Below are 14,584 nucleotides of genomic sequence, written 5' to 3' on the forward strand. Positions count from 1 at the left end.
ACCTTCACGCTCCAATTAGCAGCGACGGATTTAGGGAACCCGGGATCACTCGGTGGCGTTTGGGCGGGGCCGTCCCCTTTGCGCCGCTTCAGCTTTCGGTCGCTTTGCTGAGCTCCGGCGGGATTTCTGCGTTCTGTTCGCCACGAGTCTTCCGGCTCTTAGCCGGTTGCTGGTGGGCTATGGGGGAGCATGAGTACGGCAGGTCTCCCGATTTGCAGCGTGTTAACTGGTTCGGCGGATTAAGACCGAAATGATCCGTTTACGTGCGATACCGTGCTCATCGTTACGGTCGCGCGAACGGATGCTGCTAGGCCATCACTCGTAGATGCAGGTCTTCTTCCCGCTTGTGAGCTGCGTTCGTAAGGCGCCGAAAGCCAGACCGCGTCAACGCAATGAGAGGCCGAGATGCCTCCACCTTCCGAATAGCAAACTTGGTCGCGACGTCGCAGGTCATTCATATGTCAAAGGAGGAGCCACGCTTCGGCGGTAATCCGCGGGGGCAATTCCCGTCGCCTTCCGGAACGCCGTGGCAAACGCGCTACGACTGCTGAAGCCTACCGCTAGACCGATTTCCGTCATCGAGCCCGCTCGTTTTGCCAGCAGCAACTTGGCGTGCTCAACACGATGCTTAGTTTGGTACCGATGTGGCGGCAGTCCGAGAGATTGCTTGAATAGCCTGCAGAAATGATATGGGCTCAGACGAACGAGCTGCGCCAACGTGCCAATCGGTATCCGCTCATTGAGATGTTCCTGGATATAGGCGCTGACGAGTCGTTGCTGCCACGGTGCAAGGCCGCCTTGGAGTTGAGGTTGAATGCTGGGCATCCCGCAAGTGAAACGCACGATTTCATGTATGAGCAGCGTACCGAGACTCCCGAAGTACATCGGGTCTCCTGCACGGCTCTCGACGAACGTCTTCAGCTTGAGCGCGGTGTGCCAGAGCGTTTCGTCTTCAAATAGTATACGTGGAGCGCTCGGTAGGTCGGTGATGCCACGCTTAGAAAGAGCCTTCAGGTTCGCAGGTTCGAAGTAGAAGTACATGAGCCGCATCTGCGACCCGCGCAGCTCGTGCCAATCGTGAAATTCGCGGCCAGCCGGCACGAATGTCAGTTTCCGCTCGAGGTTTCGGAGCGCAGATCGCGGCAGACCTTCCACGAATGTCTCTCCTTCACTGCGCTCTCCCTTCTCGTACATCACGAGCATATGGACTGGAGCCCGAAAATGATTCTGGATTCTACCTCGTCCGGTGAATCGCAATGATTCGGCCGTCATGCCATGCCCATTTACCTTCAAGCGTGCCACAGTGTCGGAAGGAGAGATTTCAACGACAGGATGGATCACGTCCGCCACGAGGTGACCATCTGATTGGCGAATTGTATCAAAAATGGAGCAGTCATGGTCGCCTTCAAAGTTTCGGGACGGGGTTATCGGGAGCAACGCGTGCGATCTTGAAAGCTGTTGCAGATCGTCAGGGCCACGCGGCGAACGGCGTAGCGTCGTCGAATTCCTCCGTAAACGGACTTGGTGGAGTTCGGCTCCCAGTTTGGAGGTCGGAAGTAGAAGGGGGCCTTCTGGCATGGCTTCTCCTGTTCGCTCAAAGTGGGTTCGTGCTGTCAACTGACCGTCATTTGCTAGACACATGGGGTCGACCTCCGGGTGCCTATTCAGGACTCTTTAATTCCATTGTCGCGGTGTTTCTGCGTGGGCACTAGGCCGGAGCGCCGGCTTTCTTCGCCCGAATTCGCGACGAACGGGTCGAGGTGAGCATGCCGTGTGATACCTTGGTCCTCAATTGCACTCGCATTTGCGCGTCTGACAGGAAGGGCCAAACGGGGATAAACTTTCGCGGAGCCGAGCTGCGACTTTCGTATATCCAGGCTTCGACTTAATTCACGCGGAGCTTCACATGGCCAACTCGGAGTCCTGAACCGTCGTGCGCGCCGCCGAGTTGGTTGGATGTCCCTCAGGATCCCGCGCATGCTACGGAGAAGAAACAAGACCAGAAATACCGGGCGGCGGGTCCTAACCTGGAACGACTGTTCTTCAAGCGCCTATTGTTTGGCCTGGACCCAATTTTGGTGCAGCTCTAGTTTGCCGCGCCGGCTAGTCAGGCCTGTAGCAAATCAATAATTCCGTACGCCCTACTCGGAGGCAAACTATGCAGTCGCCGAGCAAACTCGTCAGACGCGGCAAATTAGTCGTTCGGAGGTGGTAGATCATCGCGTCCGCCCGAGCTTGCGACTTTGTGGCGAGTGCAATCGAAATGCGTACCTAATCTTCGCGGTCACAACATCATAGGCCACTATGCGCTTATCGTGATTGGTGCGAGATAGTTCTCACGAGTTCGGTCACGGGTTTGATTTTGAAGATGCGTGGCCGATTCTCGAAGGATGCACTGGTACCGCGATGGCCGTTTAGAAACGTACCGCTTGATAGCGCTCCCCGTGGCCCGCATTTTCTATCCCGGCCCCTGAGACCCGCGAAACCGATTGCTACGCGGACACCCCTAAGTCCCTCCGTACTGGTCTTGATCGTAGGCCTGCAAGATGCGGACAAAATCGGCCATGCTGGATTGGTCTCGATTTTCGGCCATAGCCCCAAGTTGTGTGTTGGGCGCGGGCGGGCTCCCTCGCCAAAACCAGATTAGGAGATCCACGATGTTTTTCATGGCCGGCTCTCCGCAGCGAACCGTCGAACTAAGGGCTTGCGGGATCGGCGAAGCACGTTTCGGTCAGGGGAAGGGTCGGTCGGGCGCTACGCCGCCGACCTTATCCTGCAACTGCCTCTCGCGGGCCGGTTCCGTTGCGTTTCATTCCGTATCAACAGCTAGCACGGAGCGCGTGATTGACGCCATTGGGCGCAGGTATCAAGTGACAGTGCAGAGGTATTGGTTGAATCGAACGCTGGTCTATCCGGAATGAGAGTACGCAAAAGAAGGGCCGCCTGCGTTGCCACAAGCGGCCCAAGTCTAGGGAGGCGCCCAAGGTGGGCAGCGATGGCGGGGGGAGAGGAGGACCATCGCGGCCTCATACATACGATGATCGCGATAGGCGGCTCAATTGAACGCCAGTACGGACCAGTCATCCAAATGGAGCAAGGGTCCTATACGTAAGCTTAAGGCGCTCCACACGACGAACCGCTTCTGCTGCCTCAAGCCGCCAGCTTTACCGCACTCGACTATCCGCCTGGCCATAACTGCCCCTCCGAGTCGAGCGCCGCGAGCGAGAGTGCGAATAGCTACTGCATGCTTCGATCGTTAACACGATATGCATGCGTCAGACGCGAGACCGTTTCTCCAGGTGATCACGGATTCCGCCCGCTATCCACATCCTCCTTGTCAGCTGGATGACTACACAACACCGAGGCTCAGAGTGGCTAAATCCACTTCGCACAAAATCCGCGTGGTGGACTAAGGCGGACCACTCGATAGAAATGTCTAACCTCCGATCTTCGGGCATCGAAATGATAACCGGGGGTAATTTGCGACCCCGTGCCTCGTGTGATGCAATGCTCATCGGCTTTGCAGGCGAAATGAGAGCAGAGCCCCTACGCGAGCCGCGTTAGGAAGCGAGCGATTCCCCGCCTACTGGTTGGCTTCGAGGAGATCGAGAGTTGAAGCAGAGCTTTAGCGCCTACAGCAACCCAGGCAATTTCGTGCGCGTCGCCGCAAAGCTGCTGCCTTTGCTTTGGGGTTCGACAGCAGTCGCCTTCGCGATTGGTCTATTTGGAACGTTCGACGCGCCCTCCGACTACCAGCAAGGTGAGACAGCGCGAATCATGTACATCCACGTCCCCGCCGCCTGGACCGCAATGCTTGCCTATACATTCATGGCGGTGTCTGCGTTCGGATCCTTGGTATGGCGTCATCCACTCGCCGATGCGGCTCAAAAGGCGGCAGCGCCCCTCGGCGCAGCTTTTACTTTCATCTGCCTTGTCACGGGCTCGTTGTGGGGCAAACCAATGTGGGGCACCTATTGGGTCTGGGACGCACGGCTCACCTCCATGCTGGTTCTACTCCTCATTTATCTCGGTATCATCGCGCTCTGGCAGACAATCGAGGACCCGAGTAGGGCGGCACGAGCAGTTTCGATTATGACCCTCGTGGGTCTTATCGACATTCCGATTGTGAAATTCTCGGTCGATTGGTGGAACACGCTTCACCAACCCGCATCGGTGTTCCGGATGGAGGGCTCGGCTATTGCTGGCTCGATGCTCTGGCCGCTGATCGTTATGGCGCTCGCATACACGCTCTTGTTCGTGACGCTCCACGTTATGTCAGTTCGTAACGAGATCATGCGACGCCGAACCAGGCGCCTTGCGATCACGCGAGCCGTTAATGGCGAAGCGGCGATGGCTCGCATGCTGACGGCCGAAATAGGTTCCTGAGCATATGTTGCGGCATGACGGATTCATAATGGCGGCATTTCTGGTGACGGGCACCGTCCTGGCGGGAATGATCGTGGCCGTGCTTATCGACTATGGCCTTCAGCACCGTACGTTGGCTCGCCTTCTTGATCACTCGGATCGGCGCGGTCGCGCATGAGCAACATCCAGGCCTCAACTCACCTATCATTGAGCGCGTCGACGCGCCGAAGCGCACTGGCCCGCTTGTGGGTGGTTATCCCTTTTTTGGTCTTCTGCGGAATTGCGGCACTGCTTTTAGTGCGGCTCGGGGCCGGTGACCCCTCACTCGTGCCCTCTGCTCTGATCGGCAGGTCAGTACCGCAATTTGCGCTGATGCCGCTCGAAGGGCTTTCAACATCCGGTCCACCTGGCTTGTCGAGCGCAGATTTGCGGAGAGGGCACGTGACGATCTTGAACGTGTTCGCATCATGGTGTGTTGAGTGTCGGGAAGAACAACCTGCCCTGATGGAGTTGGCAAGCGACCCTACGCTGCAGCGACTGGGTGTGAAACTGTCCGGCATTGTCTACAAAGACGATCCTAGAAATGCGCTGGCCTATCTTGCCGCTCACGGCAACCCGTTCGCACAGGTCGGCACTGACCGCTCAGGCCGAACGGGGATCGATTTCGGTGTCTATGGCGTTCCCGAGACGTATGTGATCAAGGGCGATGGCACAATTGTGTACAAGCTGGTTGGTGGCATCTCGGACGCAAGCCGGCCTGGTTTGATGGACGCCATTGCCGAGGCTGAGCGTCCATGACGGCTGCATTCCACGCTCTCCATCCTTCCGGGATGAATGCAAGAAGGATCGTTTCTTGCCTCAACGTTGTAGTGCTCTGTCCGATACATTGTTCGGGAATTCCAAGTTGGCAATGAAGGCGGAACAGTCAGGTGGCCCGAGCCTCACTGGTGGCGCATGCCGGCGGACGGTGCGCTGTGCGGTGGTGAGGACGAACGGAGGTCTTTGAAAACGTGCTGTGGGTCATTTTTGCAATGATGACGTCGTCAGTCGTGCTGGCGCTGGCCCGGTCGCTCTCTGAGCGGCGCGAGGCCGTTCGCGCTCGTGATCCGGATGTGACGTTCTATCGCGATCTTCTGTCCGAAGCGGATGAGGATGTGCGCAGCGGAATGCTAGCACCTGAGGAGTCGGTGACGACTCGCGCCGAAATCGAGCGCCGGCTGCTCGCGTCACTCAACTCGGCCTCCGAGGGCTGGTCGCATACGTCGCGCCGCGGAGGTCAGCGACGCGCCGCAGCGGCTTTGGCGATCGTCTTAGTCCTGCCGCTTATCGCGCTCGCGTCGTACCTCAAGGTCGGCGCTCCCAGCCAGCCTGACATGCCGATCGCATCGAGGCGGTCCAATGCAGATTTTAGCCTCGCTGCCGCAGTTCCTGACATCCACGCCGGCCAAGCCGGAGCTGACATTGAAGGGCTTCCTCCAGAGCAACGGAGCAACGCGATCCGGGGAATGGTAGCGGAGCTCGCCGAGAAGCTCTCGAAGGACGGCCATCACCTTCAAGGATGGCTACAACTTATTAGGTCTTACGCTGCATTGGGTGAGCGCAAAAGGGCCGAGGCGGCTGTCGCAAGCGCGCGTGCTCAGCTAGCAGGCGATGCGCAAGCGTCGGCTCGCGTGGATGAACTCGTCAGACAGCTTCGTTTAGAGGAGTAGATCTTGACGCGAAAGGGTAGGCGCCTCGCTATCATCAGCGCAGCTGGCGTCACTTTAACGATCGCGATAGGGCTCATCCTGTTCGCGTTGCGAGACAGTATTGTCTTCTTTTATGGCCCGAGCGAGTTGGCCGCAAAGGCGCCGCCGCCGGGCACCCGGCTGCGCATCGGCGGCCTAGTGAAACGTGGATCACTTACTCATGAGGGGTCGTCGACTGTCATCTTCGCGGTGACAGACCTAAAGCACGATGTCGAAGTCAGCTACACCGGATTGTTGCCGGATCTCTTCCGTGAAGGGCAGGGCGTCGTCGCCGAGGGCACCGTGGAAGGACCGAGCCTTTTTCATGCCGACACGGTGCTAGCAAAACACGACGAGCGATATATGCCCAAGGAGGTAGCTGACAAGCTCAAGCAAGAAGGCACTTGGCGCAACGAAAGATCTGCGCGAGCGCAATAGCGCCGCTCCCACGAAACATCCCAGCTGATGGGACCACAAGATGATCATTGAAACCGGACATTACGCGCTCGCTTTGGCTCTCGCTGTCGCGCTGCTTCAATCAATTCTGCCACTCTGGGGAACCCGGACTAGGGATTCGGCACTTACTTCAATCGCGGTCCCTGCCGCAATCACCCAGTTCCTGCTCTTAGCTTATGCCTTCGCAGCACTGACTTACGCCCATGTGGCGTCTGACTTCAGTCTCGTGACAGTCGCCGAGAACTCACTCACCACCAAACCGCTTATATACAAATTCGCGGGCGTCTGGGGCAATCACGAAGGATCCATGCTGCTTTGGGTTCTGATTCTCGCGGCTTTTGGAGCGGCTGTAGCGATTTTCGAACGCGCCATGGCAAACGAACTGCGCGCGAATACGCTGGCCGTCCAAGGCTGGATCTCGCTTGCCTTCCTCTGTTTCATTCTGTTCACCTCCGATCCCTTCTTGCGACGATTTCCGGCGCCGCTTGAGGGCCTGGACCTTAATCCGCTGCTTCAAGACCCGGGTCTTGCCATACACCCGCCGCTCCTTTACGTCGGCTATGTCGGTTCTTCGATCGTGTTCTCCTTCGCGGTAGCCGCGCTGATCAGTGGCCGGCTAGACGCCGCTTGGGCCCGCTACGTTCGGCCCTGGATACTGATTGCCTGGATCTTTTTGACGCTTGGCATCGCCATGGGGTCGTACTGGGCCTATTACACCCTAGGCTGGGGCGGATTCTGGTTCTGGGATCCGGTCGAAAACGCGTCACTGATGCCCTGGGTTGCGGGCACCGCGCTCCTCCATTCGGCTGCCGTGATGGAGAAGCGTGAAGCCCTCAAGATTTGGACACTGTTTCTGGCGATACTTACGTTCTCGCTGTCGCTGCTGGGTACGTTCCTCGTGCGCTCCGGAGTACTGACCTCCGTCCATTCGTTCGCTAGTGACCCGGCTCGCGGCGTCTTCATCCTGGTCATACTGACCGTATTCATCGGCGGGCCACTCGCGCTCTACGCGTGGCGCGCTCCCTCCCTGAGCGAGCGTAGCGTGTTCGCACCCGTTTCACGCGAGAGCGCGCTGGCAGTCAACAACCTGCTGCTGACCACCTGCTGCGTTACGGTTCTGACCGGCACGCTCTATCCGCTCGCGCTTGAGGCCCTGACCGGAGACAAGATCTCGGTCGGCGCGCCGTTTTTCAATTTAACGCTCGGCCCGCTCGTAGCGCCTATCGTTCTGCTGATGCCGCTCGGTCAGTCGATCGCCTGGAAGCGCGGTGACCTGCTCGGCGCAGCGCAACGGGTGACGGTCGCAGCCCTGGGTGGTCTTGTAGTCTCAATTGTGCTCGTTGCCGTCATCCGGGGCGGCTCCGTCTTCGCCGCAGCCGGTCTCGGCCTGGCCGTCTACCTCATCGTCGGTTCGTTCACCGATGTGGCGTCGCGTATCTGGACAAGAGGGCAAGGCGGCCGGCTTATGCTAGCCCGCGCGATCGGGCTGCCGCGCTCCGCGTGGGGTGGGGCGATCGCTCACGCAGGCCTTGGCTTGACACTCATGGGCTTGGCGGCGACGGGTTGGGGTGTGGAGCGGATCGCGACCGTCAAGTTAGGTCAGACGATCGATCTCGGCCCGTATCAAGCCACCATAGAGAATTTTCAATCGCGGCAGGGACCGAACTACACGGAGCTCGTCGGCCATACGGTTATCAGCAAGGGCGGCGCATACGTGACAGCCGTCGAGCCAGCCAAGCGCAGCTTTCCCACACGACAGACAACCGTCACCGAGGCAGGCATCGTAACGCTGAGTTTTGGGCAGATCTACGTTTCGCTTGGGAACCGCCACGCGGATGGTTCGGTTGATGCGCGCCTGTTCTGGAAGCCGCTCGTGACGAGCATCTGGATCGGTGCGGTCATTATGGCGTTCGGAGGGATTGTGTCCTTGTCCGACAGACGCCTCCGAATTGGCTTCGCGCGCCGCGCGGCTCGCCTCCGCGTCGCCGACAGCCCCGCAGCGCCGGAGCCCGCCGAATGACGTGGCTTCGTCGCATTCTTCTGCTTTCGATCGTACTCGCAAGCGTCGCCCCTAGCTTGGCGAGGGCGGTTCAGCCGGATGAAATCCTGACCAACCCGAAACTCGAGGCACGCGCGCGCGCTATTTCCGCCGGACTGCGTTGTCTGGTCTGCCAAAATGAGTCGATCGACGATTCCAAGGCAGAGCTCGCGCGAGACCTTCGCCTGCTGGTGCGCGAGCGCCTTAAGCTCGGGGAGAGTGATGAGCAGGTCCGCGCTTTTCTGGTGAAGCGTTACGGAAACTTTATCCTGCTGAAACCGCCACTCGACTTGGAAACCGCTCTCCTTTGGGGAATGCCGGCTTTGGTACTCGGAGCGGGCGCCATCGCTCTCCTGTTCGGATTACGCCGCCAGCAGTCCACGCCAGCGGCACCATTGAGCCAAGCCGAGCGGGATCAGCTTGCCGCTGTGTTTGACTCCGATAGCCCGCTATAGGCTCCTCCTGAGGTCAAGTTCGGGCAAGGCCGAAGTCGTTCCACAAGAGCGCCCGACAGAAAACTCAATCGTTGCATGCCTCATTATTCTCCTGCGCTACGAAGAGCTGCGGCCGCAGCTATCGGAGCGAGCGCGATGGACGCGAGTCCGAGTGCGCAGAGGACCAGGAACGGTGTCAAAAAGGGAATTGTGGCACTTTGCGCCGCGGAGACACCGAAGATCAGCACCGGTACGGCTAGTGGCACGACGAGGATCGATAGCAACAGACCGCCGCGCCGCAGGGTGACAGTAAGGGCCGCCCCGATCGCCCCTAGAAAGGTGAACGTCGGCGTACCAACCAACAACGTTGCTGCTACCGATCGGAGGGCGGAACCATCCAAATCCAACATCAGGCCAAACAGAGGCGAGAGCATAACGAGCGGTAGCCCCGTCACAAACCAGTGGGCGATGCACTTCACAAGAACAATGAGTTCTAGGGGCGCCGGCGACAGGAACATCTGGTCCAGCGAACCGTCCTCTTGATCCGCCTGAAATAGACGGTCGAGGCCTAATAGACTCGCGAGAAGTGCTGCTATCCATAGAATTGCTGGGCCGATCCGCGACAGCAAGCGTAGGTCAGGCCCGATCGCGAAAGGTACGACCGTCACAAGGCTGAGGAAAAAGACCAGACCGAGAATCCCACCTCCACCGATGCGGCGGGCTAGCATGAGGTCGCGAAGAAAAACGACGAGGAGAATACGGGTCATGGTGCCCATCCGGCATCGCCATTGCGTCGAGACCGCTCCGCTGAAATCGGAAAAGCAGCGTGATCTCTTCTTTCCCGACCTCGAGACAGACCGCTATGTGGGGTGCCACCGCACTTCAGCGAAATGGCCATCACCTGATTCCAAGTCTGACTTGGACTGTCCCTCGCAGACCAAGAGGTTCGTGGGTCGCGGCCAGTGTCAATCCTCCGCCTTCGAGATGGCTGGCGACGATAGTCTTCAGCAAGGCGCGCGCGTGCCGGTCGAGCGCTGTTAGCGGTTCGTCGAGTAACCATAGAGGGCGATCGACGATTAAGAGCCGGGCCAATGCGACACGGCGACGCTGCCCCGCGGAAAGATAGCCGACAGGCAGATCGAGAACGTGGGCCAACTCCATGCGGTCCAGCGCCTCTAACGGGGTTCGGCGATCTCGCCCCAAAAATCCCAGGCCGATGTCGAGGTTCTCGCGGGCGGTCAACGACGATTTCAACCCGTCGAGATGGCCCACGTAGTGGAGCCGTTCTGCCAGGGGCGCCGGATCCGTGGCTTCCGACTCCACCCATGACATGCGGCCGGATCCTAGTGGAAAAAAGCCGGCGATCGCCCGCAAGAGTGTAGATTTGCCCACTCCGTTGGGACCGGTCACTTCGGCGATTTGGCCCGCGCTTAGTCGCAAAGATATCCCGTCGAGCAGGATGCGCTCGCCGCGCGCCACGGACAGATCTTCGATCAGCAGATGGGATCGCTGCCTAATATCCATGTTCAGTCCTCGTTGTCCGTTGTTTCGTTGTGATCGTTTTCAACGAACCCTCATTTGGAGGGCTTATCGAATGAACGACGGTTCGGGACAAACGTGTTCGAGCGGCGACGGAGAACAGCCCAGGAGGCCGAGGAGGTTCGCTCTTCGGGGCTGCCCATTAAACGGATGCGAGCCAGATCTTGAACGCTGAGGGTAGGATGGGCCACGCGATCGCCCCTACAAACGTGAGTTGCATTGCCCAGCTTGCTGCCTCGGCTGCACCACCGGGAACGCCCGACGCCCTTCCCTTGTACGCTGCGCCGTCGGTTAGCCGACGCCCTGCCGATGAAGCCGCAGGCGGTCGCGGGAGTGTTCCCAATCACGGCTCTCAGTAAAGAGAAAGGGCCTCCCAGGTCTCAGCGAGCGCAGCTGCGAGTTCAGCTATATGGGTATCCGCGTGGTATGGCGACGGCGTGATGCGCAGCCGCTCTGTCCCACGCGGGACCGTCGGATAGTTGATCGGCTGGATATAGATGGCGTGGCGCTGTAGAAGGCGATCGGCTGCCGCCTTGCACAATTCCGCATCGCCGACGATCACAGGCACGATGTGGGTTCCGGTCCGGAGAACCGGAAGCCCGGCGGCTTGGAGCGCCTCTTTCGTTGCAGCGGCCTGTCGTTGATGTGCTTCGCGCTCGGCAGACGAGTGTTTCAGATAGCGAACAGATGCACGCGCTGCGGCGGCAATCGGTGGAGGGAGGGCGGTCGTGAAGATGAATCCGGGCGCGAAGCTGCGCACCGCATCGCAAATAGATCGCGACGCCGAGATATAGCCGCCAATGCAGCCAAATCCCTTGGCGAGAGTACCCTCGATCACCGTCAAGCGGTGCATCACACCCTCGCGCTCGCTAATTCCGCCGCCGCGAGCGCCGTAGAGACCGACGGCGTGAACCTCATCAAGGTAGGTCATCGCCCCATACCGCTCGGCAAGGTCGCAGATTGCGCCGATCGGCGCCACATCGCCGTCCATTGAGTAGACCGATTCGAACACGACGAGCTTGGGGCGGCTTCCCGCCTCGCGAAGCAAGGCCTCAAGGTGACCAAGATCGTTGTGGCGGAAAATTCGCTTTTCGCAACCTGATTGACGGATGCCTTCGATAATCGAATTGTGGTTGAATTCATCAGAAAAGATTACGCACTCTGGGATCAGCTTACCGATCGTGGAGATGCTGGCCTGGTTCGATACGTAGCCGGAGGTGAAGACGAGACTGGCCTCCTTGCCGTGCAGATCAGCAAGTTCGCCCTCTAAATCAACTAAGGGCGAACTATTTCCCGCGATGTTGCGAGTTCCACCTGCTCCTGCACCGCAGCGGTGTGCCGTCGCGGTCAGCGCGCCCACGACCTCCGGATGTTGTCCCATGCCCAGATAATCATTCGAGCACCAAACCGTGATTTCAGTAACGGATCCGTCGAGGCGGCGCCATTTGGCGGTAGGGAAGCGACCGGAGACGCGTTCGATGTTAGCGAAGACGCGATAACGTTGTTCTTCGCGCAGGCGCTCAAGAGAGCCACGAAAATGGTGTTCGTATGTTTCGGCCGCACAATTGACGGCGCCCCTAACGAAGGTTGCGGTGGACGTCGTCAACGCTCGTTTCATGCACAACATGTCCGCACACGAATGTGTGTTCGCACACGAATGTCCATTACCGGAGCTTCCGTGCGCTGGATGCTTCGCTTGACGCTCAGCCGATATGTCGAGATCTTCCATGTCAACCTTCCCTATCCGTCACTCGAGCATAGGTCGACCATAGCCCATCACGCAGAGCACTTCGCACTCGTCTCAGTTATGATTTTAAAATCCTCCGGTTATGATCGAGCGCCGCTGCCTGAGGCAGCTCAGACCTAGGCTAGCCTCCTGTCCTTTTTGCATGGTGCGCACGCCGCCCGGACGCAAAATCCCCCTGGTCGCGACTTGGTACCGGACGCTAAGTCAACTGTACGACCAGATCAGCGAGATGGTTCGTCGCTCACCGCATTCTGAGATGCCGCCCGGATCATAGTCCAAGCCGCTCGATGGCTGTTCACCAGCGAAGAGCTGGGCGATCCGGATCGGCAGCCGGGTCGAAGTGAACAAAGAGCGCCTGTCGACTGGTAGTGTCATGCACCCATTGTTTGATGTAGGAGGCCTCTTCAGCGCTGGCGCGGTGAGGTGTCGCCAGTCGAGACACTATGCCTTCTCGCGAAGTGCCTCTACCGACACGCTGGACATTAGCTCGTAAGCTGCGGTGCGCGACAATCGCCCGGAGTAGGCAGAGGCAAGCCGCGAGCGAGTGGACGACGCTAAAAGGGATTGAGTGATCGGGGCTCGGTATCGGCCGAGAAACTGCACTGGCCCCTTCCGTGGGATCGCGTGCGACATTTGGAACAGCAAGAATTGGACACTCAATGGCCCAATCTGCAGATGAGCAAAGAGTCTAGCTCATCAGCAAGGACTGGACATGGCCATTAGTCGCAACTCACTGCGCCGGATTGCGAGGGAACAGAAAGATCCGATGATCAAACAGCAATAGTTCGAGAGTGCGTCATTTCCATCGGGCATCGATTTCATGCCCCCTTGTTGCTTTCGCACTTTGGCATCCACGCCTAGTCTGATCTGCGCGCAGTTAATGAGACCACCTGCGCAAGAATGCAGTCATTGCCTCATCGGCAATATCGAGCTGTCATAGGAGAGAGATTATGAGACGCACCGTACTGGCACTTTCCGCGGTCCTTGGCGTTGGCGCTCTAGCAACCGCAGCCTTCGCGCAGCAACCACAGCTTCCGCCACCCGACGATTGGCACGCCACCGGCCGCTATCTTCCTGAATACACGAAAGACGGGGACCTTATTCTGCCAAAAAACTTTCACGAATGGGTTTACGTTGGATCGCCACTGACGCCCAACTTTTTGAACCCGCCTCAAGCAAATTTCCCGGAATTTCACAACGTGTATATCGAGCCCGGTTCTTACGATATTTACAAGAAAACGGGCGTCTTCCCTGAAGGAACAATCTTCGTGAAGGAATTGCAGCTTATGCAGCCTGCCACCAATCCGGACGGTTCGAGTACCGCGCCATCGGGAAAAGGATTTTTCCCGGGGGCGTTCAACGGAGCGGATGTGACCGTCAAGGACACCGAGAGATATAAGGCAAGCGACGGTTGGGGTTATTTCAACTTCAATCACCACGAACCGAAAGCGGCCACTGCCAAAGTCCGGCCGGTCGAGGAATGCGGCTACTGCCACATCGCAAGCGCGAAACGGGATGACGTATGGACGCAGTTCTACGCGCTGCTCGACCAGGTGCCGCTACCGCCCGGCCAGAGTGGCTCCAAGAAAATGCCGCCCAGCGAGAATCCGTCTATCAAAAAGTAGGGACAACCGTGATGAAAATTCTCAGAAGTGCGGCCATAGCGTCCGCATCGTTCATCGCTGTGAGCGTCGGCTGCCTAGTACCACAGGTCGTACCTAGCCAGGCCGCCTCTGCGCAAGAACAACTCGTCGACGGGGCAGGCAACATGCATGTCCCGAAAAAGTACCGAACGACCTACGAATTCCTTGGGAGCTGGTCTGTTGCAGGTGACAAAGGTGCTAAGGAGATGCACGTGGTCTATGCGTCGCCCGGAACTGCGGTAGCTTATCGGACGACTGGCGAATTTCCCGAGGGTTCGATCCTGGTGAAAGAAGTGTACGCCGCGGCGACTTCGGAAATGACGACTGGGACCGTCAGCCATCAACAAAGCCTCAAAGGATGGTTCGTGATGGTGAAGGACGGCAAAAACAGTCACCCCGATAATAAATTGTGGGGCAACGGTTGGGGCTGGTCCTGGTTTGACGCGGGTGACCCGGTGAAGACGACCTCAACCGACTTCCGCTCAGATTGTCTAGGTTGCCACATCCCTGCCAAAGCGACTGACTGGATTTATGTTCAAGGCTATCCCGGACTCAAAAAGTGACAGGCCCTCGGCGAACTAGCTTTAATGTCACGTGTGCAAAACCAGACTGGATGCAAAGAAGGTAGCGTCATG

At 58.5% G+C, this 14,584-nt stretch carries 12 protein-coding genes; 8 read left to right on the forward strand and 4 right to left on the reverse strand.

Translation table 11 applies throughout. The features are described from left to right. Positions 1-450 precede the first annotated feature (450 nt). On the reverse strand, positions 451-1,578 hold the full coding sequence (locus tag AAE027_RS12720) for a helix-turn-helix domain-containing protein (RefSeq protein ID WP_370988346.1): 1,128 nt from the start codon (positions 1,576-1,578) through the stop codon (positions 451-453). A gap of 2,034 nt (positions 1,579-3,612) precedes the next feature. On the opposite strand from AAE027_RS12720, the gene AAE027_RS12725 reads away from it, so the two are divergent. The 6 genes from AAE027_RS12725 (at position 3,613) to AAE027_RS12750 (ending at position 9,041) form a co-directional block, all read left to right on the forward strand. Then, a complete protein-coding gene (locus tag AAE027_RS12725; protein WP_370988347.1) occupies positions 3,613-4,386 on the forward strand; it encodes a heme ABC transporter permease in 774 nt (257 codons plus the stop codon). A 153-nt stretch (positions 4,387-4,539) separates the two neighbouring features. Next, positions 4,540-5,163 (forward strand): DsbE family thiol:disulfide interchange protein, encoded by a 624-nt coding sequence (locus AAE027_RS12730; RefSeq protein WP_370988348.1) that lies wholly within the window; start codon positions 4,540-4,542, stop codon positions 5,161-5,163. Positions 5,164-5,375: 212 nt separating this feature from the next. After that, positions 5,376-6,074, forward strand: a complete 699-nt coding sequence (gene ccmI, locus AAE027_RS12735; protein WP_370988349.1) for a c-type cytochrome biogenesis protein CcmI — start codon at positions 5,376-5,378, stop codon at positions 6,072-6,074. Between the two features lie 3 nt (positions 6,075-6,077). Beyond that, entirely contained in the window at positions 6,078-6,530 is a 453-nt protein-coding gene (ccmE, locus tag AAE027_RS12740; RefSeq protein WP_370988350.1) for a cytochrome c maturation protein CcmE, read from the forward strand. A 40-nt stretch (positions 6,531-6,570) separates the two neighbouring features. Next, positions 6,571-8,568: a heme lyase CcmF/NrfE family subunit gene (locus AAE027_RS12745; RefSeq protein ID WP_370988351.1), complete on the forward strand. Its 1,998-nt coding sequence runs from the start codon at positions 6,571-6,573 to the stop codon at positions 8,566-8,568. Beyond that, positions 8,565-9,041 carry a cytochrome c-type biogenesis protein gene (locus tag AAE027_RS12750; protein WP_271587686.1) on the forward strand — a complete coding sequence of 159 codons (477 nt, stop codon included), beginning with the start codon at positions 8,565-8,567 and terminating at the stop codon, positions 9,039-9,041. The genes AAE027_RS12745 and AAE027_RS12750 overlap by 4 nt, the downstream gene beginning before the upstream one ends. Positions 9,042-9,124: 83 nt before the next feature. Here AAE027_RS12750 and ccmB read toward each other — a convergent pair whose 3' ends face one another. From ccmB to hemA, 3 genes are all read right to left on the reverse strand, one after another. After that, entirely contained in the window at positions 9,125-9,787 is a 663-nt protein-coding gene (gene ccmB, locus AAE027_RS12755; protein ID WP_370988352.1) for a heme exporter protein CcmB, read from the reverse strand. A gap of 130 nt (positions 9,788-9,917) precedes the next feature. After that, positions 9,918-10,544 carry a heme ABC exporter ATP-binding protein CcmA gene (ccmA, locus tag AAE027_RS12760; protein ID WP_370988353.1) on the reverse strand — a complete coding sequence of 209 codons (627 nt, stop codon included), beginning with the start codon at positions 10,542-10,544 and terminating at the stop codon, positions 9,918-9,920. 367 nt (positions 10,545-10,911) lie between these two features. Then, a complete protein-coding gene (hemA, locus tag AAE027_RS12765; protein WP_370988354.1) occupies positions 10,912-12,177 on the reverse strand; it encodes a 5-aminolevulinate synthase in 1,266 nt (421 codons plus the stop codon). A gap of 1,079 nt (positions 12,178-13,256) precedes the next feature. Here hemA and AAE027_RS12770 point away from each other — a divergent pair. Both AAE027_RS12770 and AAE027_RS12775 read left to right on the forward strand, forming a co-directional pair. Continuing rightward, the gene (locus tag AAE027_RS12770; protein ID WP_128935402.1) at positions 13,257-13,931 is read left to right on the forward strand and encodes a cytochrome P460 family protein; all 675 of its coding nucleotides are present in this window, start codon (positions 13,257-13,259) and stop codon (positions 13,929-13,931) included. 11 nt (positions 13,932-13,942) lie between these two features. Further along, complete coding sequence (locus AAE027_RS12775) at positions 13,943-14,512, forward strand: cytochrome P460 family protein (protein WP_370988355.1); 570 nt, start codon at positions 13,943-13,945, stop codon at positions 14,510-14,512. Positions 14,513-14,584: the final 72 nt, after the last annotated feature.

The sequence above is a fragment of the Bradyrhizobium sp. DN3 genome (assembly GCF_041357655.1).
Lineage (GTDB): Bacteria > Pseudomonadota > Alphaproteobacteria > Rhizobiales > Xanthobacteraceae > Bradyrhizobium.